Annotated in this window: 18 protein-coding genes and 1 pseudogene; 18 read left to right on the top strand and 1 reads right to left on the bottom strand. The window is 39.7% G+C overall.

Features of this window, described 5'->3' with window-relative positions:
- From JFL43_RS07710 to JFL43_RS07670, 9 genes are all read left to right on the top strand, one after another.
- The coding region (locus tag JFL43_RS07710) for a phosphopantetheine-binding protein (RefSeq protein ID WP_200748543.1) at positions 1 to 1,174 on the top strand (1,174 nt) is incomplete at its 5' end.
- Complete coding sequence (fabD, locus tag JFL43_RS07705; protein ID WP_200748542.1) at positions 1,175 to 2,440, top strand: ACP S-malonyltransferase; 1,266 nt, start codon at positions 1,175 to 1,177, stop codon at positions 2,438 to 2,440. It abuts the gene before it with no gap.
- Between the two features lie 12 nt (positions 2,441 to 2,452).
- Positions 2,453 to 7,066, top strand: coding sequence for a type I polyketide synthase (locus JFL43_RS07700; protein WP_200748541.1), 4,614 nt, complete (start codon positions 2,453 to 2,455; stop codon positions 7,064 to 7,066).
- A gap of 77 nt (positions 7,067 to 7,143) precedes the next feature.
- Entirely contained in the window at positions 7,144 to 11,961 is a 4,818-nt protein-coding gene (locus JFL43_RS07695) for an SDR family NAD(P)-dependent oxidoreductase (RefSeq protein WP_200748540.1), read from the top strand.
- A 13-nt stretch (positions 11,962 to 11,974) separates the two neighbouring features.
- Entirely contained in the window at positions 11,975 to 13,852 is a 1,878-nt protein-coding gene (locus tag JFL43_RS07690) for a beta-ketoacyl synthase N-terminal-like domain-containing protein (protein WP_200748539.1), read from the top strand.
- Between the two features lie 123 nt (positions 13,853 to 13,975).
- Positions 13,976 to 14,911, top strand: a complete 936-nt coding sequence (locus tag JFL43_RS07685) for an ABC transporter ATP-binding protein (protein WP_200748538.1) — start codon at positions 13,976 to 13,978, stop codon at positions 14,909 to 14,911.
- 12 nt (positions 14,912 to 14,923) lie between these two features.
- Positions 14,924 to 16,048: an ABC transporter permease gene (locus tag JFL43_RS07680; protein ID WP_200748537.1), complete on the top strand. Its 1,125-nt coding sequence runs from the start codon at positions 14,924 to 14,926 to the stop codon at positions 16,046 to 16,048.
- Positions 16,045 to 17,151 carry an ABC transporter permease gene (locus JFL43_RS07675; RefSeq protein ID WP_200748536.1) on the top strand — a complete coding sequence of 369 codons (1,107 nt, stop codon included), beginning with the start codon at positions 16,045 to 16,047 and terminating at the stop codon, positions 17,149 to 17,151. The genes JFL43_RS07680 and JFL43_RS07675 overlap by 4 nt, the downstream gene beginning before the upstream one ends.
- Positions 17,152 to 17,222: 71 nt before the next feature.
- Positions 17,223 to 17,936, top strand: a complete 714-nt coding sequence (locus tag JFL43_RS07670; RefSeq protein ID WP_200748535.1) for a 4'-phosphopantetheinyl transferase family protein — start codon at positions 17,223 to 17,225, stop codon at positions 17,934 to 17,936.
- A gap of 277 nt (positions 17,937 to 18,213) precedes the next feature.
- Here JFL43_RS07670 and JFL43_RS23430 read toward each other — a convergent pair.
- A pseudogene (locus tag JFL43_RS23430) lies at positions 18,214 to 19,050 on the bottom strand (transposase); the annotation flags it as partial.
- Between the two features lie 125 nt (positions 19,051 to 19,175).
- Here JFL43_RS23430 and JFL43_RS07650 point away from each other — a divergent pair.
- From JFL43_RS07650 to dnaN, 9 genes are all read left to right on the top strand, one after another.
- Positions 19,176 to 19,910 carry a polysaccharide deacetylase family protein gene (locus tag JFL43_RS07650; RefSeq protein ID WP_234447648.1) on the top strand — a complete coding sequence of 245 codons (735 nt, stop codon included), beginning with the start codon at positions 19,176 to 19,178 and terminating at the stop codon, positions 19,908 to 19,910.
- Positions 19,911 to 20,028: 118 nt separating this feature from the next.
- Complete coding sequence (locus JFL43_RS07645) at positions 20,029 to 20,172, top strand: hypothetical protein (RefSeq protein ID WP_200748534.1); 144 nt, start codon at positions 20,029 to 20,031, stop codon at positions 20,170 to 20,172.
- Positions 20,173 to 20,409: 237 nt separating this feature from the next.
- Entirely contained in the window at positions 20,410 to 20,967 is a 558-nt protein-coding gene (locus JFL43_RS07640) for a cysteine hydrolase family protein (RefSeq protein WP_200748533.1), read from the top strand.
- A gap of 301 nt (positions 20,968 to 21,268) precedes the next feature.
- Positions 21,269 to 21,703, top strand: a complete 435-nt coding sequence (locus JFL43_RS07635) for a DUF5391 family protein (RefSeq protein WP_200748532.1) — start codon at positions 21,269 to 21,271, stop codon at positions 21,701 to 21,703.
- Positions 21,704 to 21,766: 63 nt separating this feature from the next.
- Positions 21,767 to 22,309: a GNAT family N-acetyltransferase gene (locus JFL43_RS07630; RefSeq protein ID WP_200748531.1), complete on the top strand. Its 543-nt coding sequence runs from the start codon at positions 21,767 to 21,769 to the stop codon at positions 22,307 to 22,309.
- 212 nt (positions 22,310 to 22,521) lie between these two features.
- Positions 22,522 to 23,241: an MBL fold metallo-hydrolase gene (locus JFL43_RS07625; RefSeq protein ID WP_100795504.1), complete on the top strand. Its 720-nt coding sequence runs from the start codon at positions 22,522 to 22,524 to the stop codon at positions 23,239 to 23,241.
- 7 nt (positions 23,242 to 23,248) lie between these two features.
- Complete coding sequence (locus JFL43_RS07620; protein ID WP_200748530.1) at positions 23,249 to 23,845, top strand: TetR/AcrR family transcriptional regulator; 597 nt, start codon at positions 23,249 to 23,251, stop codon at positions 23,843 to 23,845.
- A 2-nt stretch (positions 23,846 to 23,847) separates the two neighbouring features.
- Positions 23,848 to 24,198, top strand: a complete 351-nt coding sequence (locus tag JFL43_RS07615) for a YrdB family protein (protein ID WP_234447647.1) — start codon at positions 23,848 to 23,850, stop codon at positions 24,196 to 24,198.
- Between the two features lie 148 nt (positions 24,199 to 24,346).
- Complete coding sequence (gene dnaN, locus JFL43_RS07610) at positions 24,347 to 25,477, top strand: DNA polymerase III subunit beta (RefSeq protein ID WP_200748529.1); 1,131 nt, start codon at positions 24,347 to 24,349, stop codon at positions 25,475 to 25,477.
- The last annotated feature ends 22 nt before the right edge of the window (positions 25,478 to 25,499 follow it).

The raw sequence follows: 25,499 nt of genomic DNA, 5'->3' as shown, positions 1-25,499 counted from the left end.
GTTTTTCGGACGTTCGGACGATCAGGTGAAGATCAGAGGAAACCGGGTTTTCTTAAGTGAAGTAGAAAACAGAATGCTTCAGCATCCCGAGATTGTTACAGGAACGGTAACAGCGAACCAAGATGCACATGGAGAAATTTATTTAACAGGGTACTACGTACCGGAGATTTCACTCGAAGCAGAAACCGTCAAAAGCCATTTAAAGAAGTTTCTGCCGGAATATATGATTCCAGCTGCCTTGCTTGAAATGAAAGAACTTCCTTTAACAGCCAACGACAAAATTGATAAAAAGGCGCTTCCTCTCCCTGACAGAATTGTATTTTCCAGCGGGGATCAAGCTAAGCCTCGTACAGAGGCAGAAGAAGTGCTGCTGAATATTTGGAAAGAAATCTTGGAAACAGAACGCCTGGGAACAAAGGATAATTTCTTTGATGCAGGCGGAAATTCAATGAGACTCGTCATGATGCATGGAAAGATCGAGGGGAAATTCCCAGACAAAGTCAGTATTGCAGATATTTTTGCTAATCCTACAATCGAAAAACTGGCTGCTATCATAGAAAACAGACGGAAAAAATCCGTTCTGAAAAATTTGTTGTTTCCGCCGGATTGGTTTATCCCCCCTTTTCTCGGAGAAGGGTCTATTTCTTTCTCATTAACGGAAAAAGATCAAAAACAAATCGAAGCCTTGGCATCCAGGTATCGTATAGATTCCAGCACCATTCTGCTTTCCTTATATGGATATATACTCTCAGCATTGACCAAACAAAAAAAGCTGACCATTTACTCAGCAGATAGCCGGTCATCTGATATATACCCAGTGGAAATTAATGTGAAACATATTTTGAATTTTGATCAATTATTCCGCCAAGTCAAAATCTCATCAGACCGCGGGTTGGCTGAACTTCTGCTGGAGAGCCGGCTATTCAGTTCAAAGAAGGATAGAAAACCTTATCATGTCATTCCTCATTTCTCCTATTCCGAAGGAGTACCTGACGGCGGAATAAAGGAATGGGAGTTGAGTCTGCAATGCTATGCCCCCCCTGGCGGAGAAACAGAACTAACGCTGAAGTACAGCCGCAGGCAGTTCAATCATCAAAAAATGGAACTATTAATCAACCAATATATGAAACTCATCCAATTAATCATTCAGGATGACAGAAAGGAAAATGTATAAATGGGTAAAAAAATATTTTTGTTTCCAGGACAAGCTTCGCAATATATCGGGATGACCAAAGATCTCTGCAACGAATTTTCCGTTGCTAGACAAACCATGGAAGAAGCCAATGATGCCCTTTCGATGGATCTCAGTAACCTTTGTTTTAGTGGTGACATCCAAGAATTAACCAAAACTGAAAATGCGCAGCCAGCCATTTTAGCGGCGAGCGTGGCTTCTTACCGGGTGTATATGGAAGAAATAGGGCAGCCGGCTGATTTCGCTGCAGGTCATAGTTTAGGGGAAATTTCCGCACTCGTTTGTGCAGGTGCCATGAATTATACCGAAGCACTGAAATTAGTCCGTCAGAGAGGAAGATATATGCAGGAAGCTGTTGCTTTAGGAGATGGTGCCATGGCTGCAGTAACGAACATGGAAATCGCAGATGTAGAAAAGCTCTGCTTGGATTTATCATCGCCCGGAAATACGGTTGTCATTTCCAATTACAATAGTCCGAAGCAAGTCGTCATTTCCGGCCATAAGAAAGCAGTCCAGCAGGCAGAAGAAGCATTGTTAAAAATCGGCGCTCATGTCACCTACTTGAAAGTAAGCGCACCTTTTCATAGTCCGCTGATGAAACCCGCAGCTGAAAAATTACAGAAAGATCTACGCTCCATGACATTTGACAATATGACGATGACCATTATTTCAAATGCCTTTGCTCAGCCTTACAAAGGACCAGAAGAAATAACTGACCTACTGACCCGCCAGATTACGTATCCCGTCCAGTGGGAAGCGTCTATCCGCTATTTAAAAGCTAGAGGCGTTGATTTTGCCTTTGAAATGGGTCCGGGTGCTGTGCTCAACCGGCTGATGAAAAATATTGAACCGGCCATTACCGTCTATCCATTCGGACTGCCGGAAGAAGTCCGCCAGGTCAAAGGAGAAATGGCAGTATCGGCTAATCCGATGACCCTCATCTCTCGCTCACTAGGAATGGCCGTCAGTACGCAAAATCATAACTGGGACGAGGAAGCTTATAAAGCCGGAGTTGTCACTCCATATAAACAAATTGAAGCTATTCAGCAAAAATTTGAACAATCGGAAACAGCGCCGCAAAAAGAAGATTTGGAAGAAGTACTCCGTCTCTTAGTTGTGATTATGGAAACCAAGCAAACCTCCCCAGCGGAGCAAAAAGAACGAATTGAACAAATTCTTGAGGAATCTGGTCTGACTGAAATCTTTCCTCATGCAGATGACCTGATCCAAAATAAAGTTTTGTCGTAAAGGGGAAGAAGTATGTCCTTAAATTTTAGTGATATCGATTTAATCGAAACCAACAGACAAATACCCGAACATGCCGGTAAAGAGATTGCCATTATCGGTATGTCTGGGAAATTTGGCGCTTCGGAAAGTTTGAAAGAGTATTGGGACAATCTCTGTCTTGGAAATGATGGCATTCATTCCTTTCCCAAAAACCGAATCGAAGACATCAGTCCTTATTTAACGGCTGTCATGCCCGGTGCCAATGAATCGCAGTTTTTCGATAAAGCTTATCTGAACGCTATTGATACGTTCGATTACCAATTCTTTAAAATGTCGCCCAAAGAAGCGTCTCTGATGGATCCCAACCAGCGGCTTTTTCTGGAAACAGCCTGGTCTGCCATCGAAGATGCAGGATACGGAGGGAACCGACTGGCCTCATCCAATACGGGTGTCTTTGCAGGATTCTGTACCATGACAACCAACAATTATTTAAATTATATCGAAACCATGAATCCAGACCTGCTGGCAATGGCTGCCCCTGGAAACATTACGTCCATCATCGCCAGCCGGTTAAGCTACCTGCTTGATTTAAAAGGACCAAGCCTCGTGGTCGATACAGCTTGTTCTTCTTCACTCGTCGCGGTCCATCTAGCCTGCCAGTCCATTCTTAACGGAGACTGTGAAATGGCGCTGGCAGGCGGTGTGAAAGCCGGTATTCTACCTGGACTTCACAATGAAAATGAAGACATTGGAATCCGTTCTTCGGATGACCGTACCAAGACCTTTGACCACAATTCTAACGGTACAGGAGGCGGAGAAGGCGTTGCAGCCATTTTATTAAAATCATTGCCTCAAGCTTTAGAAGATGGAGATACCATCTACGGTGTTATTAAAGGAAGCGCCGTAAATCAAGATGGAAAGTCTGTAGGCATTACTGCCCCCAATTCTCAGGCCCAGGAAGACGTTATTTTAAAAGCATGGGGCCGGGCGGAAATAGACCCTGAAACAATTTCCTTTATTGAAGCCCATGGGACAGGGACTCCTCTCGGAGATCCGGTGGAAATCGCCGGCATTCAGAATGCCTTTGAACATTTTACAAGTAAACGGCAGTTCTGTGCGGTCGGCTCTGTTAAATCGAATATCGGCCATCTGGACGGAGCCGCAGGGATCGCCGGCCTGATCAAGGCCGTATTGGCCTTGAAAAATAAAAAAATTCCGCCCAGCATTCATTTTAAATATCCTAATAAAAAGATTCCGTTCATCGATTCTCCCGTGTTTGTTAATGACCGGCTCCTTGAATGGAAAGATAGCCCTCACCCGAGACGCTGTGGAATCAGCTCATTCGGATTAAGCGGCACAAACTGCCACATTGTATTAGAAGAAGCGCCTGTTCAACCAACCGCAGAGCAGAAGGAGCACGCCGATTTGTTCACCTTGTCTGCCATGAACGAAGATGGACTGAGCCGGTTGATCAGGGACTATACAGCTTTGCTGGAAAAGCAGCAAGTACTTGATTTGAACCAGATCTGTTTTACAGCCAATACCGGACGGCATCATCACAGTTGCCGCCTTGCCGTTATAGCCAAAAATACAGAGGAGTTAAAAACCAAACTTCTTCTCTTACAGAAACCAATCAAGAGCATTCCGGAAAGAGGAATCTGGTGCAGTTCTGACAGTAGTTCCATTCCATCCGCTCAAATACCAGCAGCAGGTATAGATCCGGTCTTATATTCGCTCGCAGAAGCTTACAGTAGCGGAAAAGAAATTGATTGGGAATCTCGATATAAAGATCCGTACAAAAAGATAAACCTGCCGGCTTATCCTTTTACACCGAGCCGGTGCTGGTTGGAAAACCGGACTCCAGTTATCAGCAGGAATTTGGAACAGAAAATTCATCCGCTGATTGACCGGGTAGCTGTAAGATCTAAGGATCTCGTAGTCTATGAAACAGTTTTCAGCGTAAAGAACCACTGGGAACTAAGGGAACACGTCCTAAACGGCAATCATTTACTTCCTGGAACAGCCTACATAGAAATTGCCCAGATTGCCGGGAAACATGCGTTAAAAGCAGACTTTGTAGAACTGAACAATGTCCTGTTTGTTTCTCCGTTTGTACTCGGGCAAGACGAAGAAAAAAATGTTCAGATCGTACTCAGAATTAGTGAAACAACAGCATCGTTTTCCATCAACAGTTATAACGAAGAATTAGAGATTTGGGAAACCCATGCTGAAGGGAATATCCAAACAGCCCAGAAGCTTCCAGAAAAGAACAGAACGGATTTACAGACAGTCAAAGAAGAAGCTGAAAATCATCTTGAGCTCAATGACGAGATGTTAAAAGAAGCAACGGTTCAAGTCGGCCAAAGGTGGAGAAATATTAATCATCTTTATATCCACCCTGACAAAGTGCTGGCCCACTTAACACTGTCAGAGGAATTCCGAGAAGAAGCAGCCTGTTATTTTATGTACCCATCCTTACTTGATGGGGCGGTCAATGCCGCAAATGGAACAGCCGGTTCTGAACATGATGTGTACCTGCCATTATGGTATAAGAAATTCCGAATCTTCCGGTCTATTCCCATATCTTTTTACAGTCTGTTAACGAGGAAAGACCATCAAGAGGGGGATAAGGAAGTGGCTACTTTTGATATTGAATTAATCGATGAAGATGGCGGCGTGTTCGGAGAGATTGAGGGATATGCGATTAAGAAAATGCGTCATGCCGAATTGGTATCACCCGCCGTCCAAACCGATAAAGATCTCTACCATACCGTTCAATGGATGCCAGATGTCCTCCCTTTACCAAAATCAGAAGTCGGTGAGAAAGATTGTTATGTCATCATTCACGGGAAAAATGGTCGTCTGAAAGATTTGGCTGCTATTCTCAACAAAAAAGGGGCCCGGGTTATTAATGTTTTAAGCGGAGAGACTTACTGCAAATTTTCGCCGGAAACCTATCGAATTTCAGGAACACAAGAGGATTATCAAATGCTCGTAAAGGAGCTGGAAACTGAATCTATTTCCCGCATTATCCACTTAGGGAGTATGGATTTTGATGTTATAGAAAACGCCGATATGCTGGATAAAGCTTTGACCCATGGAGTCCGCAGCCTCTTTTATCTGACCCAGCAGCTGATTCAGAACAAATTACGGACACCAATTGAATTAGTGATCATCACCAATTATGCCGGCGAAGTTACCCATACAGAAGAATATATTAAGCCTCAAAATAGTGCGTTAATTGGTTTCAGCAGGTCTATCCAATATGAACATGAGAACCTACATGTCCGGGTCATTGATACAGATAACGAAATCACGAGCAATGAACTGCTTTCCGAAATAGGCAAGTCTGATTCTGCCTTTTTAACTGCATATCGGAACCATCAACGTTTCACGGAATCCTTAACAGAAAGCTCCCGTCCGGCAGTTGCAGAAGGCATCCATCTGAAACCAGAGGGCGTGTATATCATAACGGGAGGAACCGGAGGAGTAGGACTGACTACGGCAGAACATCTGTCATCAGCCGGAGCTGGTCATCTTGCCCTGCTGAACCGGTCAGACTTTCCGGATAAAAAAGAATGGATGAACAGTGGCCGCGATGATCAAACACACAGCAAAATCAAGCAGCTCCAGGTCATAGAAAGCCAGGGAGCGACAATTGATCTATGCCGTACTGATATCACAGATAAAGAACAGCTGAATGAAACTCTGCAGCTTCTGAAAGCCAAGTACGGCCGGATCAACGGCGTTATTCATAACGCAGGTATCGCGGGCGACGGGTTCATTATGACTAAAGAAACGAGCACATTTGAAGAAGTGCTGGCTCCAAAAATCAAAGGAACCTGGCTGCTTCACGAACTGACCGAACAAGACCAGCTAGATTTCTTTATTCTAAGTTCTTCTTTCGTGACAGCCTTTGGAGCTCCAGGTCAAAGCGACTATTGTGCAGCAAATGCGTACCAGGATGCATTTGCTGCATACCGAAATAAAACGCATTCCGGTACCCTAACATTTAACTGGTCGGGATGGGCCGAAGCCGGGATGGTTCTGAACCATCAGGTAGATTTAACGAAAAACCTTCTTGATCCAATTTCTAACGAAGCAGGAATAACTGCGTTTCAAGCCTTTGCAGGCGGCAGTATTTCCAGAGTCCTGGTCGGCCGTTTTAATTATGAACAGCTGAAAAAAAATACAGATTATCTGTCAATTGCTCTGTCCAGCCGGACAATGAAGAAATTAAATCAGCTTAAAAAGGCCGAACCGGAGAATAATTCTGCTCCTGCTGTAGAGATTGTATTAACGGGAAAAGCCGATTTTACATTGATTGAAATGAAAGTGGCAAAAGCCTGGTCTCATGTACTCGGACTTTATGAATTCGATATGGGAGATAAATTCTTTGAAGCAGGGGGCGATTCTCTTCTGTCAATCCATCTGCTAAAAGAACTGGAAAAAGATTTTCCTTCTGTGTTGGATATTACCGACGTCTTCACATATTCCACTATTCAGGAAATGGCGGATTTTATAGATGATTCCCTCCAAGAGCCGATCGGGCTGGAAGAAGATACGTCAGACGAAGATCTTGATGCAATATTGAAAAAGCTAGCTGAAGGTAAAATTGCAGCAAGCGATGCTGGTAAATTGATCTAAAAACAGCTCCGGCAGGAACGGCTCTTCCGTCTCCTGCCGGAGAAGAACGACAGTTTAACCTATTGAGGAGGAAGATCATGGATCATATTAAACAATATATTTTAGAACAAGTCGGCAAAAACAAGCTGCCAGAAAAAGAAGCAAAAGAGATGCTGCTGGAGTTGAAAAAAAGCAGTTCAGGATCCAATGAGGAAGAAGGCATCGCCATCATCGGAATGGGATGCAAGTTTGCCAACTCAGATACCCCGGATGAATATTGGGAGAATCTGATTAATGGAAACAGCTGTCTAATCGATTTTCCGGAAGACCGGAGAAAATATTTTTCGCCTTTAACCAATAATCCTCATTATGCAGAATTTCTTGGAAACACATTTAAAAACGAGCCAGAAACAAAAGCAGAAGAAGGAAAAGCCGGATATTTAAAAGATATTGATAAATTTGACGCAGCCTTTTTCAACATTCCTCCCCGAGAGGCCCGTTTTATGGATCCGGCCCAGCGCTTATTTTTAGAAACAGCATGGAACGCTGTAGAGGATGCGGGATATGGCGGCAATAAATTATATGGATCAGATACCGGCATTTTCTTAGGAAGAGACTGTACCTCAGGTACTTTCTACCGCTATATCACTGAACGTGATCCTATGCATTTAACAGGTACATGGGAAGGCATTTTAGCCAGCCGGCTGAATTATATTTTTAATTTCAGCGGACCAAGCATGGTAATTGATACGGCTTGTTCTTCAGGTCTGGTGGCTGTCCACATGGCTGCACAGGCACTAAGAAATAATGAATGCGAAATGGCAATCGCCGGTGGGATTTCCATCGGCACATCTGCTCAGCAGAAAGACGAAGATGAAGAAGCAGATGCACTTAATACCGTTTCTTCAGCAGATAACCTTGTTCGGACTTTTGATAGAAAGTCAACAGGAACTGTGTTCGGAGAAGGAATTGGTACCCTGTTTTTGAAAAAATTAAGTAAAGCCAAAGAAGACGGGGATCAAATCTATGCGGTGATTAAAGGAAGTGCCATTAATAATGACGGAGCTTCTAATGGGATCACTGCCCCAAATCCGAAAGCTCAGGAAGATGTCATTACAAGAGCTTGGAAACAAGCAAAAATCAAACCAGAAACTGTTTCATACATTGAAGCGCACGGTACCGGGACACTGCTCGGGGACCCAATTGAAATTAAAGGGATTACGAGAGCCTTCCGTAAATATACGAATAAAAATCAATTTTGCGGAATCGGATCTGCTAAAACATCCATGGGCCACCTAGTTGGTGCCTCTGGACTGGCAGGCATCATAAAGGTCATTCTTTCTTTGAAAAATGAAATGATCCCGGCCAATTTAAATTTTGAAGAACCCAATCAACATATTGACTTCCCGAACTCTCCATTATTTGTTGTAGATAAAAACAAGGAGTGGAAAAGAAGCAGCACCCCAAGACGGGGCGCGATCAGCAGCTTTGGCTTCAGCGGAACCAACTGCCATATGATCTTGGAAGAAGCGCCAGTCAAAGAACCCGCTGTTTCGAGAACACCGGTGCCGCACCTTCTTTTTCTTTCTGCAAAAAAAGAGCACCTGTTAAAAGAACTGGTATACCGCTACGCAGATTTTCTTCATCAAGATCCAGATATCAGCTTGGAAGATCTATGCTATACCGCCAGTACGGGAAGGGGACACTTCTCCCACCGTCTCGCTGTTATCGCTCATGACCTGGATGAATTACGAACCAAGCTGAGAAATTTAACACAGCAATCCTTCAAACAAATTGAAGAAGAAGGAGTTTATTATGGATTTTGGAAAATCGTTTCTGATAAACGGGCTTCGATTGGAGAAAACGAACTGACAGATCATCTAAAAAAACAACTGAACCTGGAAGTCCAATCTTTTATAAAAATATTTGATACTGCTGATCAGCAGCACCTGCAGCTGTTGGGAGATTATTACGTAAGAAATGCGGATATCGAATGGGAATCCTTATATCCAGCCGGAAAAAAAGCGAGCTTGCCGACTTATCCTTTTGAACGAAACGTTTATTGGGGCGAAATAAAAGTTTCCAAGCTAAAAGGAAACGAAGGATTCGCAAAACCAAAACATCCTATGGTGGAAAAATGCCTTAGCCAATCAATGGACCAGGATGTCTATATGACGAAATTCAGCAGGGAGAAACACTGGGTATTAAGCGATCATGTATTATTCGGCGTAGCTATTATCCCGGGAACCGCCTATGTAGATATGGCCAGAGAAATCGGTTCAATGTATTATCCGGAATCGGGTCTGGAATTCCGTGACATTACCTTCCTGGCACCGATAGCTGTAGAAGATGGAACCGAAAAAGAAGTCCATCTGATTGTGCAAAAACAGGAAGATCATCTGCATTTCAAAGCGGTAAGCAAAACCATAGATCCGGAAACAGAAGCAGTTTCCTGGAATTCGCACACAAAAATGAGCATTTATCCGCTAGAACAAAGCTGTGACAGATACTGCGACATTCAAAGCATAAGAAATCAGCCGGATATGAAAGAAGTTGTAGTCGATAAGGAAGAATTAACCAGTGGAAAAAATACCGTTAAATTCGGACCGCGCTGGCTGAACGCACAACATGTCTATAAAGGCAGACGAGAGGTGGTCGCTGAATTAAAGCTTCCAACAGGCTGCGAAAATGATCTAAATTCCTATCCTCTTCATCCAGGTATGCTGGATAATGCAGTAAATGCATCTACCCAGAGCTTTGGTGACGGAAACATTTATCTGCCTTTAGGATATAGAAGCTTTAAATTGTATGCGCCAATGCCTGAGCGTTTTTATACACATATTACTCATATACCGAAGGAAGAAAAGACGGGCGGAACGCTGGAGACTTTGACTTTTAATATTGAATTATCAGATGAAAACGGCAAGCCGTTCGCCATTATTGAAGATTATGTAATTAAGAAAATTCATGCCCATACCATTGGAAAATTAGGCAACCGTCAGCGTTATTTTGAAACAGTTTGGGAGCAGGAGGAACTTCCATCCGTCTCTGAAAAACAGCCGAAAAATGTACTGGTATTTACAGGAGAAAAAGCTATATGCCATGAATTTACAGTTTCCCTGAAGGAACAGGGGAACCAGTTGATAGAAGTCAGATTCGGAGAGGAGTATGAACAAAGAAATAAATACAGCTACGTTATTAACGGCAGGCCGGAGAGCTACAAAATGCTGCTCGAAGATACAAGAGACCTATCGGTCCAGCAGATTATTCATATGAGTTCTTTAACTGCAGCGGACGAAATTACAGACATCAACGAATTTGAGAATGCCCAGCTGCGAGGATTGGACAGTTTCTATCATTTGTTCCGGGCAATAGAGGGGGAAAAATCCCTCAAATCAATTGAATTGGTGTTAATTTCCGATTATGCCTCTGCTGTGTCTGGTGAAGAAAAGGCGATTAAACCGCTTAATCAGTCGTTCTTAGCTCTAGCTAAAGTAGTCGTTCAGGAGTCCGGGAAAATTAAATGCATCACCATCGATATAGATGATGCGACCGAGGCAGAGACTCTAATCAATGAAATTAACAGCAGTCAACCAGATTTCCGGACAGCCTATCGAACCAATCAAAAATATAAAGAAGTATTTACCGGTGTGGAAGCAGGAAGTCTTGCAAAAGAAGAGGCGTCTCTCTCCAACGGCCTGTATGTAATCACAGGAGGAACAGGCGGAATAGGCATGGAAATGGCGAAATACATTGCCTCTAAACAAACTGGTACCATCGCACTGCTCAGCAGGAGCGGGCTCCCTCCGAAGTCCGAATGGAATAACCTTGTAGAAACATCTGCAGAGGCATCCATTGCGGAAAAACTAAAAGTGCTTCAAGAAATTGAAGCCGGAGGATCAGAAATTCACAGCTATGCTGCGGATGTCTGCAATCATGATGAAATGCGCCTTACACTCGATCAGCTACGCCAAAATCACGGACCGATAAAAGGCATTATTCACTGTGCTGGTGTCGCTGGAGACGGATTCTTGATTACAAAGGAACAGAGAGTCTTTGATTCTGTAATCAATCCGAAAGTGCGTGGAACCTGGATACTGGATCAGCTGACCCGTAAGGACCCAATCGAATTATTTGTCTCTTTCTCTTCAATTTCCACACTCTTTGGATCGCGTGGACAAGGCGACTATACAGCTGCAAACGCCTATCTGAATGCCTTCTCTGACTTTAGAAGACAGGGAGGATTAAAAGCGATCACCATTAACTGGCCAGCATGGAGTGAAACCGGTATGGCTGTGGACTATAAGGTTTCAGATCAAGTCGCTCTCTTTAAATCGGTTAATAATCAGGAAGCGCATTCCATTATGGATCAGGCTGTTGCCAATGAACTGACAAATGTGATTCCAGGGCAGTTAAATTATAAAATGTTTGCTTCCACTGCTGCTCAAGAACTCCCGATTAAACTGTCAAGCAGCATTGCACGGGAACTGAAGAAGCATGCACAAAAAGAAACAAACGAACCAAAGAGTAAGGAAAGAAAAGAAGTCTATATCATTGGAAAAAGCACCGATTATACCAAAACCGAAACAACTTTGGCCCGAATCTATGCATACGGTTTAGATATTGAAGAAATCGATATCTATGAGAACTTTAATACACTGGGCGGGGATTCGATTTTAGCAACCGAAGTGCTCAAAGAAATTGAAAAAGAGTATGAAGGATTAGTAGATTTAACAGATATGTTCTCTTATCCGACGGTGTCTGAAATGGCTCAATTTATTGATGAAAAATCAGGTGTTGCTGAAGCAGCGTCAACAACAGAGAATGAAGAAGATCAAGAACTGCTTGATTTATTGGATAACTTAGAAAGCGGGGAAGAGGATATTTCAAGTTTAATGGCAAAAATGACGGAATAAAAGGAAGGAACTCATGAAACAGACTGAAAAACTAAATCGCTCCATTTTGGAACTTTATCAAAAAGGAGAAATCGATAAATCCACAGCGTTCGATTTATTAAAGATGCTAAATAAAGCTGATGATGACATAGCCGTCATCGGCATCGCCGTCAAGTTGCCAGGGGCTGACAATGTACAGACCTTCTGGAATCAAGCAGTCCATGGTGTCAATGTCCAAAAGTCGTTTACAGGAAACCGAAAGAAAGATGTGGATGCCCTTTTTCAAAAAAAAGGGCATCCGCCTCAACAATATTTCAATGGCGGTTTTTTAGAAAACATCGACCAGTTTGACGCAGACTATTTCGGGATCTCTGAGGAGGAAGCCCAGATTATGGACCCGTATCACCGCTTGTTTTTGGAAACGGCATATGAAGCCATTGAAGATGCTGGGTATGCGGGGGGCACTATAAATGGCACACGTACCGGTGTATATATTGGGAATGACCATACAAATAAACTCTTAGCATCTTACCTAGGGATTCTCCAAGCGAAGGATTTCAAAACGATGATCGGCTCCTGGACAAGTGTCCTGGCCAGCCGAGTCTCACATGCTTTTAATTTGACTGGACCGAGCATGGTTATTGATACCGGATGCTCATCGGCGCTGGTAGCTGTTCACACTGCTTGTAAAGCATTGAATAATAAAGACTGCTCAATGGCCGTGGCAGGAGGCATCAATGTATTTCTTATTCCTTCAAGTCCGGATGTAAAAGGAGTAGGAATGGAAGAAAATACACCCGAAATTAAAACCCGTGTATTTGACCGTAATCCCGGCGGTACATCATTCGGCGAAGGAGTCGTTTCTCTGCTGCTCAAACCGTTGAAAAAGGCATTGAAAGATCAGGATAATATTCACGCAGTCATCAAAGGTAGCGCGGTAAACAATAACGGAAGCCGAAGCCAGCTGTCCGAAATGAGTTCAAAAGCACTGGAAGAAGTAGTGACAGAAGCTTGGAAAGATGCAGACGTTGATCCTGAAACCATTGACTATATCGAAGTACACGGAATTGCAGCTAGTATCGGAGATGCAATGGAAATCAGCGGCATTCAGTCGGCTTTTCGTAAAAGAACACCCAAAAAACAATTTTGTGCTTTGGGCTCTTCTAAAGGCAATACCGGTCACTTAGTTGCCGCATCCGGGATAACTTCCCTTGTCAAAGTCATTTCGGCTTTAAAGGAACAGACCATTCCGCCAAGTATTAATTTTTCAGAACCCAATAAGATGGCAAATTTAACACAATCCGCTTTATATATCAGCGACCGGGCCAAACCTTGGAGAAAGAAAGAGACACCAAGAAGGGCAGGTGTAAACTCTTACGGATTCAGCGGAACCAACTGCCATGTAATTGTAGAAGAAGCACCAAAACAGCTAAAACAGCGTGATGGCGGGCAGTCTGCTTATGTTTTCACATTGTCAGCTAACAATCTTTACTCGTTCGCTCGTTTGATTCAGGCGTATATTAGTTTCTTGAAAATGAACGAAGAAGAGGTTGATTTAGAAGATGTTTGCTATACAGCTGCTACGGGACGAACTCACCATCAGATACGGCTGGCTTTAGAAGTCAAAACTGCAGGAGAAATTCGAGAAAAGCTGGAGAAATTCCGCTATGGACAAGAGAGCGGACCAGGGATTTACTCCAGTCTTCATGAGCAAAATATGGAGAATTATAGAAACTGGGAGACCTCTGCGGGTATGGGGGGCACTTCTTCGCTTAGTGATACAAAAAATCTCTGCTACAGCTATGTTCACGGAGAGGAGATAAACTGGCAGACCCTGTACGAAAATCATTCCTGCCGAAAAATCAGCCTGCCAGTCTACCCATTTGCCCCAACGCGCTACTGGATAGATTGACGACGCAGTGGTCAGTATAATTTTGGGAAAACTATTTACATACTGTATACAAAATAGTATAATTTGATATATCAACCTGTTTTATACACAGTATATAGAAACGATTTCAAAGGAGAGATTAGAATGGTCGTTGAAATAGAGAATTTGGTAAAAGAATTCAAAGAACGAAAAGCCGTTAATAATGTCAATATATCCATCAAAGAAGGTGAAATTTTTGGCTTTTTAGGACCGAATGGAGCAGGAAAAACCACCACCATTAATGCGCTGGTCGGCTTAACTTCCCCGAATAGCGGAAGTATACGGATATTAGGCGATAGTACAGCTAAGCATCGTAAAAAAGTCAATAAAAATATCGGCCTCGTACCCCAGGATATTGCGATATTTGAAGATTTAAAAGCTAAGGAGAACGTTGAATTTTTCGGAAGGCTTTACGGGTTGCGGGGAACCGAATTAAAAGAGCGCGTTCAAGCTGCTCTTGAATTTACCGGATTGTGGGATCGAAGAAAAGAGTATCCGAAGAAATTTTCCGGCGGCATGAAAAGAAGGCTCAACATTGCTTGTGCGATTGTTCACCAGCCAAAGCTGATCATCATGGATGAACCGACAGTGGGGGTAGATCCTCAGTCAAGAAATCATATTCTTCGGTCTATTGTAGAGTTAAATAAGCGTGGCTCGACTATTATTTACACGTCCCACTACATGGAAGAAGTAGAAGAAGTGTGTGGGAATATCGCCATTATGGATAATGGCGAAGTAATTGCCCAGGGAACTAGCGATGAATTAAAAAAATTAATTTCTTCGGAAAAACGGATGGATATCACACTTAAAAAAGTCACTCAGTATCTAATTGACGAACTGAACCAAATAGACGGGATTAAATCTTGTACAGTAGAAAATCAAATTATGACCATTCTCTATGAACAAAAAAATGATTTATTCCTGAGCCTCGTTATTGAAACCATTACCAAATACAACGCTGAGATCATTGCCATTGATGTGGAAAATCCTTCGCTCGAAGATGTATTCCTGACGTTGACCGGTAAAAAGCTACGGGATTAGGGGGAGGGCACAATGAATTTCTTTTCAGTCGCATACTGTACACTTATTCGAAATGTAAGGGATAAAAAATCCTTTATTAACAAACTGCTGATGCCGATCGTCTTAATCGTCATTTTAGGTACTGCTTTGAGCAACGTATTTGCTACCGACGAACTCGACCAGACAAAAGTAGCTTATCTCAATACAGATCAAGGAGAAGTTTCTCAAAACTTTACTGCCTTTTTGGACCAAAAAGAAGTAAAGGAACTGCTGGATGTAAAAATCGTAAAATCCTTACATAAAGGGAAAGAGCTGGTTGAAAAAGGAGATGTCACGTCGCTTATTTACATCGATCCAACCTATTCAGCAGCTATCGTTGAAAATAAAGACAAACCCATTCAGGTCTATAGCTCAAACGACGGCGATTACCATATTACGGTCGTGAATAACATCGTCGATAGTTTCATTCAAGGTGCAAATACCGTACAGGCCGTCACAGCTATGGGAGAAAAAACGGTGGGCTTAAAAAGCTTTGATTTAGTGGAAGATAAAACAATAACCGCTTCAGGAAACAGGCCGAGGGCCATTGATTACTATGCCGTAACCATGCTGATCCTTTGTGTGATGTATGGAGCTATTTACTCCAGTGAAAGCATGTCAGAATATTATCACGGTAAGCTGGGAGAACGGATTAAAATATCGCCTGTTTCTGACTGGCAGTTGATCGCCGGCCAGATGTTTGGAATTCTGATTACCAATCTGCTACAGATTACGATTGTCTTCCTCATCTCAAAGCTCGTATTTAATGCCAATTGGGGATCCAACTACTTGGCTATATTCGGCATTGTATTTTCCCTTTCATTTATGGCTACTTCCATTGGAGCACTCGTCGCTATTCTGACAAAAGACTCCATGCGCGCATCTGGGATTCTCGCTATTACTATTCCGATCATGACCTTCATTGCCGGCGGGTATGTGAAGCTCGATTTGGAAGAATTGATGTATCTGTCTCCAAACTACTTAGCACAGACAGCAATTTTCAATAATATTTACGGCGGATCTGCCTTGCAGAGCCAAGTATGTTTATCAGTGATATGGGCCATCACAGCATGTGTTATTATCAGTGCATTTTTTGCAAGTAGGAGGCGGTTTGTATGACAGTTTTTCGAAATAATATAAAACGAATTTTCCGCAAAAAAAGAAACCTAATCTTTATGTTGATTCTCCCTATTGTCTTCGCATTAATGGTAATCGGCGGCACACAGGGCGAAAGCAAGTACAAAGTTGGCTATGTAGATAAAGACAATACAGAGTTCACAAGAATTTTCAAAAAGTCAATGAAAGAAAAAGCTGAACTGATTCCAATGAAAAAAAGTGAGATTCAAGATAAGCTGATCAATTCAAAAATTGATTATGCCTTGGTCATTGACAAAGGATTTACCGATAAAATTATTCAGAATGAAGATGTGAAGATGAAAGCCTATAGCATAAAGGAGTCAAATGAATCACGGCCTTTTGAATTATACTCCAAGAGCTTTCTTAATGCCTCAAAAAATATTGCAGCCTACTCAAAAGGGGACAGCACAGCATTTTATAACGGACTGGCCCAATATCAAAAAGGAAATTTTAGTGCAGAATATAAAGGATTAGACAGCAGCCAGCAAGATAAAGAAAAGACCCTTAGCACTTTAGGATTTCTTGCTATGAGCATGGTGTTTTTAATGACTTCAGCTTCTACCCTTATCTTAGAAGATAAAAAATCCGGTGTCTTTACCAGGTACTTCTCTACTCCTTTGACCAAAAGAAGCTATATGGTCCAGAATATTGCCAGCTTTATTGTTTTATCTGCCATCCAGATCATTATCATCTTCCGGATCCTAGTCAGAGGATTTAAAGTCGATCTAGTTTCATCTTCTACGATGTTCGCAGCCTTCTTCGTTTTCTCTATTGTCTGTGTATCGTTAGGAGTCGGTATCAGTATGATCTGTCAGAATGTCAAACAAGCCAACGCGATGTCAGCATTGCTGATTGTACCGATGTGTATGCTTGGCGGTGTCTTCTGGCCGCGGAATGTCATGCCTGAATTTCTGCAGACCATCAGCAACTTCGTACCAACCACATGGTTCCTTCGGGCTGTCAAAGAAGTCCTGAACGGCGGAACGCTGGCATCTATTAATATAGATATTCTCGTCATGCTTGCCTTTGCACTGTTGTTCTTCTTGATCATTGGTTTTAAACGGGTCGACGTCGCCAAAGGATAAAATAATAAAGGAACCAGCAGTATATCAAGTTCTTTAAATGATTGGGAAATAAGAGAAAGGAGAAACCGAAAATGATCGAATTATATGCATTCCGTATTCCTGATCAAATAGATTATCATTCGTATACAGACTTATTGCAGCTGGTTTCCACAGAAAAACAGAGGAAAATTGAGCGGTTTTATAAACCGGAAGATGCCTATAGAACCTTATTTGCTGATCTTCTGGTCAGACACCTCTTAATGGATAAATATCAGGTTTCAAACGAAGATATTAAATTTTTCAATAACCCATATGGAAAGCCGTATGTTCACGGCTTTCCCAAATTTTCTTTTAATATTTCCCATGCAGGAAATTGGATTGTCTGTGCAGTCGACGAAATTCCTTTGGGAATTGATATCGAATTGATTAAGCCTATAGACTTTACGATCGCTAAAAACTTCTTTTCAGAAGAAGAAAATGAAGACTTGCGGAAAATAGATGCCTCCAGAAAGCTAGAGTATTTCTTTGAATTATGGACGATAAAAGAAAGTTACGTCAAAGCATTGGGAACAGGGCTTTCAGTCAATTTGAATGCCTTTACCGTTAAGAAAGCCGGAAAAGATCAAATCCACATAATCAGGCAAGATCATCTTTCACCCAATTTAGTGAAACAATATGATATCGATCCTCTATATAAGTGCTCCTTATGTTCGATTAATCCCAATTTCCCTGAGAAACCGGTACTCATCGAATATAAGGAATTAGAAGCGCTGCTGTGCAAAGTGGATAGTGTAATGAAGAGTTAAATTCAATCATTGAAGAATAATTAAAGCCGAATGCCGGAACCTTACATCCGTCGTTCGGTTTTTATTATTAATTCTCCAAAATCGAGAATGTTAACAGACATTGGAACAATGAATGAAAAAGGGAGAATGAATAAACCTCGCGTTAAACACAAATTTAATGAATATTTATGTAGACCATTATAAGGTGTATTTATTATTATAAGAATCAATTTTATAATTCCGTATTTTAAAGAAACACAGACCTGCAGAATTTCGATTCATTAAAAATTTTTCAAGTTTATGCAGCTTGATGTTGATTTAACATAACATTGATACGATTGGCAGCTAGTTTTGATGCATTATAAACTAAAGTAACGAGGTCAAAATGAACTTTGGCGCGTTTCCCAGTACGATAACGAACATTGTTTAATTGGAAATATTCTTTGAGATAAGCATTCGCACGTTCTACAGCTATACGGCGTTTAAATATTATTTTCCAAACTTTGGGGCCCCGAGCTGATGCTGTGTATCGTCTTGTAATTGCTTATAATAAGCGCAATGAGCCTGAACCGATAGGTTTTGATAAACAACATTTCGCCCCTACTTGTTTCCGTGAACATTCGTATCATTACGATAGCTTTGATAAAAAGTACGAAACTCTCAAATATACACGACCAAAGGAATGTAAAGATAGCCCTTTGGCGAATGAAGGTCTCTGTCAAAAGAAATACAAAGTGAAAATTACGATAGATTTAAAGATTGATTGCCCATGCGATGAATTTGCATATAAATAGGCTCGTAACCGTATACTGTATCCATTGCTTCAAGGAACAAAGTAGGCAAAGATACACGCTCTTGAATGCCCTTTAATAAAGGAATCGCCGCTGTTCCATTCTTCAAACTGCCAGAAGAAAAGACAGATTGAAGGATATATTGGCTTGTAGTGCCAACTGCTAAGTGAGCCTTATAGCCATACCAAAAAATGTTTCTTCCTTCACTATTTTTCTGCACCCCATGCCGGATCTTGTGGGATTTTAGCACGAAGTTCGGATAAAGGAACATCTAATTGCACTTCAATCTTCTTTTCAAAGATGTGAAGATTGGCTTCGTGTTCGGCTTGTTCAATTAACCATTTAATGTTTAATCAATGTAACCTGGTCAGTATATATATAATCTTTTGACAGTATAATTTATTGCATTCGGTAAATATTAAGACAACGGTGTTCTTTGTAATAATTATTAAGCTTGGTAGGTGATGTATTGACACGTAACAATATTTTATTTCTAACTGCTTGCGTTTTAATCATCTCAATATTTTACGTTGGCTTTAGTAATGCTGCTGACAAGGGAAGGCCATATTATGAAGAAACAGGGCAAATGCTTTGGGATATTAAAACTGAGGAGAAGATTATCGCCATTACATTTGACGATGGCCCGCATCCAAAATACACAGGAGAAATTTTAGATATCTTGGCTAAATATGATGCTAAAGCTACTTTCTTTGTTATAGGAGAAAATGCAGAAAAACATCCGGAGCTTGTTCTAAGGGAATATAGTGAAGGACATGAATTAGCAAATCATACTTATACACATCCATTTAAGACATCAGTAAAGAAATTGGAAAAAGAATTAAAAAAGACGAATAATATTATTTATAGTATTACAGGTTTTTATCCAGTATTATATCGGCCTGTAGGCGGCCAATATAATGACAACATGATAAATGCTGCTGCGAAAAATGGCTATAAAGTAGTAATGTGGTCTTGGCATCAAGATACGGAAGATTGGAAAAGGCCTGGTGTCAAAAGGATTGTAAATAAGGTATTAAAAAGTACGGAGCCTGGTGATGTTATCTTGTTTCACGATGGAGGAGGTAACCGGGCTCAGACTATCAAAGCGCTTGAAGAAATATTACCGGAACTTCAAAAGCAGGGCTATAAATTTGTAACCATATCGGAGCTTATTGACAGTGGAAATCAAGAAGTTAAAAATTAGAGCGACTATCAACAGCTTATAATTCATATGAAAAGAGCACCAAACTGGATGCTGTATATTTAAAATTAGGCTCGATTGTTTTGCCCCATTAGATAGGATTATCTAATGGGGTGTTTTTATGTCAAAAGAAGAACATCTAGAGTTGAAAAAAATTTTAGATGAATACGAAAGACTCCATATGATTCAAGTGGCACAGAAAATTTTATCGCCTAGCCACATAGGACTTTTTGAAACAAGTCGTTTTAGATTTAAAGCTATTTGATAATTACTGTTTTTATCCTAAAAACCAATGCTTATAAAAAATATTAGAATAATAAAGATAATTTTCCAATGAAAAGGAGGATTGTAATGATGCGATAACGAATTAGAAAGTGAAACATAATTTAAATCATATGGTGTTTTTAACCTTACAAAAGGGAGGCTGTAATTATGAATGATAACAGTAGAAGATGGCTTGAGGGAACAGATATTTAAATTAGAATGAGAAGGGGTTTTGCTATTGAATCAAGCTTTACTAGTGATTGATGCTCAACAAGAATTAATTGATGGAAACGAAAAAGAGCAAAGTGTTTTGAATAAAGAAAATCTGCTGAATAATATCAATTCAGTTATAAATAAAGCCGTAGAATCAAATGCATTAGTAGTTTTTGTGAGAGATAAAGATGTGGCTGATGGTGTAGGTAAAGGATTTCAAATTCATGAGGCAATTAAAGTGCCGCCCGCTTCAAAATTATTTGATAAAGAGGCTACGAATTCATTTTATGGAACGCCATTAATGGACTTTTTAAAGGATCATGAAATCAAACACTTAGTTATTATGGGATGTAAAACAGAACATTGTATTGATACAGCTGTTAGAACTGCAACAATAAATCATTTTGATGTAACTTTAGTGGAAGATGGGCATTCAACAACAGACTCTCCAACCTTATCTGCTGAAAAGATAATAAGTCATCATAATGAAATACTTCATGGTCACTATAATGTAGATTGTTTTTCTGTAGTTAGAAATAGTAATGAGGACTTGTTTCAGCCAACCCATAACAATTATAGATAAATACACTGGGGTTTGTTTCTTTCCATACAATAAATTATGAGAGAGTGCCTATCACCAACACTTTATAAAAAGCTAAACAAAATAATAATATTCTATAAATAAATCCATTTCGATTAATCTCGAAATGGATTTATTTTATTTACCATAGAATGCGTTAGTGTAAAGTGTTTTTAATTTAATTCTAAATAAAACTATAGCAAAATATTGGGCTTATTATTTAGAAACACGCAATATAATTAGTAATTAATGTATGTGTATAACCTTTAATTTAAGCAGTAAAAATTAAAATGGAGGTTTTTTAATGAGTAATAAAAAGAGCACTATTATAATGACCATATTTTCTGCCGTATTATTTAGCATTCTTCTAGTTACCATTTCACTATCACCACTATCGAAATTGGGTCCTAACGCGAATAAGTTTGGCTCACTTGATATGTGGATGTCGGTAGGGAAGATACTTGTCTTTTATGTCATACCTTTATTAATATATATTGCTGGTATGAAGTGGATGAAATATGTTATGGCTGTTCTCTGCGCGTTGGGCTTATTTATTTTCGTAGCAATATTAGGAAGTAGTGTTGTTATTGGCTTAGCGCAAAATAACATTCCTCAATTAATAGGAGTATTTATTGTTGGTAGCTTAGATATCATTATTAATTCAATTTGGTTTTTTGTAGCATTTCGTTCTAAAGGGCATGAATCTTCTCCTGCTGTTGACGAAAAATTAATTGCATAAAAGTAGTGACTAAAAAACATAGGAATTTCCTGTGTTTTTTGTTTTCAAAGGAGAGGAAGAAGTATGGAGAGAAAACAAGAGATATTTATTAGGCTATTAACAATTATGGAAGTGGAGGCTTTACTTAAGCTAGAAACAGAGAATAAAGAGTTTTTTCAACTCTACACACCATTAAAAGATGAAAAATTTTATATAATTGATGGGCAAGTAAAGCGTATTGAAAGAAGTATTTCACTTGCTGAGCAGGGTACTCTTTATTCTTTTGGTATTTTTCTTACTGAAGACAAGCGTTTAATTGGAAATATTACGTTATCTGAAGTTGTACAAGGTGATTTACAGAGCTGTTGGATTGGATATTATTTAGACAAAATGCAGAATGGGAAAGGATATACGACAGAAGCTGTAAAACTGGCCGTATATTACGTGTTTAATGAATTAAAGTTACATCGTATTGAAGCTGGAGTCATGCCGCGTAATGGAGCGTCTATTAAGGTGTTAGAAAAAGTAGGGTTTTATAAAGAAGGCATTGCAAAAGAAAACGCTAGAATTAACGGAAGATGGGAAGACCACCAAATATTATCCATTATTAATAATGGCATTTGTTAATGAAATTTTGAACTACACACCATCTTAAAACTGAGTCCTTTAAAATAAATAGTTCCTTTACTTCAACACCGCTCGAATTTAGAACGGTGTTATTTATATTCGTCGCCTATAAATCAGAAGTTTTTTTACATACAGTATATAGTTGTAAAAACTAATTCAATTAGTAAAAATAGTAATGTAATTAATTAACATTAAAAGGGGTTTGATAAAGGATGAGAATTACTAAGATTGGTACAGTATATCAACTGTCTTTCATGCCACGTTTATTTCCGATTAATTGTTATTTGGTGGAAGAGGAAAATGAACTTACATTAATCGATGCAGCCCTAGCTTATAGTGCAAAGGGTATAATAAAGGCTGCCAAAAATATTGGAAAACCGATTACAAGAATAATACTCACTCATGCTCACGATGATCATATTGGTGCACTAGATACCTTAAAAGAATTATTGCCAGATGCTCAAGTAAGCATTTCCTCTAGAGACGCCCTGCTATTGGCTGGAAATACTACCTTATTGCCAAATGAAGCAAACTCCCCAATCCGTGGTGGAGTTTCTAAAAGCATTAAAACCAAACCAGATTTATTACTCGAAAATGGCAATCGTATTGGTTCATTGGAAGTTATTTATACACCAGGCCATACACCAGGCTCCATAACCCTTCTAGACACTCGGAACCGTAGTTTAATTGCTGGAGATGCTTTACAAACTCGAGGTGGTATAGCGGTGGCTGGAATGATTAAACCTTTGTTTCCATTTCCAGCCTTTGGAACATGGGATAAACTCACAGCTCTTGAAAGCGCTAAGAAATTAAGTAGTTATAATCCAAGCTTACTTGCTGTAGGTCACGGAAAAATGTTGGAGCAACCAGCAGATAAAATAGATCGGGCAGTAGCAGAAGCAGAGATAAAATTTCAACAAAATAGGAAGTGAAAATGTGATGACTCGTCGTATGAAGTTAGATTTATCTATTATTTTGCAAAAGGCAACAAAACTAGTTGATGAAAAGGGATTAGATCAGCTTTCATTAGGTTCATTGGCCGAAGAATTGCAAATACGCCCCCCATCTTTATACAACCATATTAACGGTTTAAATGGATTGAAACAGAAATTAGCACTAGATGGAGTTAAAAAACTTAATGAATATATGCTTCAGGCGGCAGTCGGACGCTCGGGTGATGACGCGATACGTTCAGTAAGTGAGGCATATATTCAATTTGTAAGAATTCACCCTGGGTTGTATGACGCGACCACTCGTTTTCCTGATGCTAATGATAAAGAATTACAACAAGCGCAGGAGTCAATCGTACAACTTGTTCTCCAAGTGCTCCAAGCTTACAATTTGCAAGAAGAAATTGCGATTCACATGGTCAGAGGATTACGCAGTATTTTACATGGGTTTACTTCTATTGAACAAATGGGTGGCTTCGGAATGCCACTTGATATCAATAAAAGTTTTTCAATTCTAATCAATACTTTTATAGAGGGTATTCATACAGTTGTTAGCAATGAGGATGAATATTTACAGGGGGAATAATTTTGATAGCCTTTCTTGCAGGATTCAAACTGTTAAACTTATTGCTTCGGTTTATATTAGAACTGTGTGCACTTGCTGTGTATAGTTATTGGGGGTTTCGAATAGGAAACACAAATATTATGAAAGGTATTTTAAGCATTGTTATTCCATTGGGAATAGCTATTATTTGGGGAATATTTGGTTCTCCAAAAGCCGATATCCAACTATTGGCACCTCTCCATCTATTGCTGGAATTCTGTATCTTCTTGATGCCGATTTTATTACTCTTGAACCTTAAAAAAGTGGAATTAGCTTGGATTTATGGATCTATAGTCATATTAAATAGAATTCTTATGTTCTTTTGGGATCAATAAAAATACTATAGTGCGAATACAGTTACAGGTTATTGGAAGGATGCTCCTTTTCCATGTCAAAATAGAGTTAGTGTAGTAAAAAAGAAGAGGTATTTTCTAATATATTGTCGAATTAGTTTTACTAACGACATATATAGGATGGATTACTATGGAATTTAAAATAAATAACGAATGCTTTTACAAAGCCATAACAGAAGTCAATAAAGCAGTATCTAGAAAATCGCCTTTACCTATTTTGGAGTGCATTAAGATTGTAGCGAATAGTGAATGCTTAATTCTTGTTGGAAGCAATGCTGATTTTTTTATCGAAAAGGTTATTCCTTTATTTATTAATGGAGTAAAGGTATTGGAAGTTATTAATACAGGTTGTATTGTGATTTCTGCAAAATATTTAGGTGAAATTGTTAAAAAGTTACCTCAAGATATTTTTGTAAAAGTAAATGAGCAACAAATAGTGACTATCCGTTCTGGAGAGGTTTCAACAAATTTAAAAGGATTTAATTCTAAAGAGTATCCTAGACTTCCTCATATTGACGGGACTAAACACCTTGAAATTCCTAGTATTGAATTAAATGAAATGATTAAACAAACTATATTTGCAGTCTCAAAGAGTGGAACTAGGCCTGTCTTAACGGGAGTTAATATGTTATTTGATAAAAATCGCTTTACCTGCGTTGCAACGAATTCACATCGTTTAGCTTTAAGAGAGCTTGCTATAGAATCAAATATTAATGGTTCTTTCATTGTTCCAAGTGCAAACCTAAATGAGCTTTCCAAGCTGTTTAATAATGGATTAGGTATGATACATATTTACTTAATAGAAAGTTACATAGTATTTAAATCAAATAATATTTCACTTTTTTCAAGATTGATAGAAGGGAATTATCCTAACGTCTCGGGGTTATTTTCAGCACATTACAAAACAGGCATAATTCTTGATACAATTCAATTCTTACAAGGTATTGATAGAGCTTATTTATTTGCAAGTGAATGGAGAAATAATAATGTTCAATTAGAAATCAAAGATGGTAATAAAATTCAGATATCTTCTAACTCATTAGAAATAGGAGAAATAGTAGAAACACAAACTATCAAGAAGATTGTTGGTGAAACGGATTTGAGTATTTCACTCGATGGGAATTTTTTATTAGATGCCTTAAAGGCGGTTAAAGAAAAAGAAGTTAAATTAAGTTTTAGTGGTCCAATGAGACCGGTCTTAATAGAACCTTTAGAAAACCCTTCTTATATTCAGCTCATTTCGCCTGTGAGAACATATTGAGCTGATTAGCGTTGTGGAATAA

This window comes from Viridibacillus soli (genome assembly GCF_016612995.1).
Lineage (GTDB): Bacteria > Bacillota > Bacilli > Bacillales_A > Planococcaceae > Viridibacillus > Viridibacillus soli.
Note: the sequence above shows the minus strand (reverse complement) of the source record. Positions and strands in the feature narration are given on the sequence as shown.

Coding starts and splice junctions, on each gene's coding strand:
- JFL43_RS07670 (WP_200748535.1), top strand. CDS start 17,223: ATGATCGAATTATATGCATTCCGTATTCCTGATCAAATAGATTATCAT.
- JFL43_RS07625 (WP_100795504.1), top strand. CDS start 22,522: ATGAGAATTACTAAGATTGGTACAGTATATCAACTGTCTTTCATGCCA.
- dnaN (WP_200748529.1), top strand. CDS start 24,347: ATGGAATTTAAAATAAATAACGAATGCTTTTACAAAGCCATAACAGAA.
- JFL43_RS07700 (WP_200748541.1), top strand. CDS start 2,453: ATGTCCTTAAATTTTAGTGATATCGATTTAATCGAAACCAACAGACAA.
- JFL43_RS07620 (WP_200748530.1), top strand. CDS start 23,249: ATGACTCGTCGTATGAAGTTAGATTTATCTATTATTTTGCAAAAGGCA.
- JFL43_RS07635 (WP_200748532.1), top strand. CDS start 21,269: ATGAGTAATAAAAAGAGCACTATTATAATGACCATATTTTCTGCCGTA.
- JFL43_RS07645 (WP_200748534.1), top strand. CDS start 20,029: ATGTCAAAAGAAGAACATCTAGAGTTGAAAAAAATTTTAGATGAATAC.
- JFL43_RS07680 (WP_200748537.1), top strand. CDS start 14,924: ATGAATTTCTTTTCAGTCGCATACTGTACACTTATTCGAAATGTAAGG.
- JFL43_RS07695 (WP_200748540.1), top strand. CDS start 7,144: ATGGATCATATTAAACAATATATTTTAGAACAAGTCGGCAAAAACAAG.
- fabD (WP_200748542.1), top strand. CDS start 1,175: ATGGGTAAAAAAATATTTTTGTTTCCAGGACAAGCTTCGCAATATATC.
- JFL43_RS07690 (WP_200748539.1), top strand. CDS start 11,975: ATGAAACAGACTGAAAAACTAAATCGCTCCATTTTGGAACTTTATCAA.
- JFL43_RS07685 (WP_200748538.1), top strand. CDS start 13,976: ATGGTCGTTGAAATAGAGAATTTGGTAAAAGAATTCAAAGAACGAAAA.
- JFL43_RS07630 (WP_200748531.1), top strand. CDS start 21,767: ATGGAGAGAAAACAAGAGATATTTATTAGGCTATTAACAATTATGGAA.
- JFL43_RS07675 (WP_200748536.1), top strand. CDS start 16,045: ATGACAGTTTTTCGAAATAATATAAAACGAATTTTCCGCAAAAAAAGA.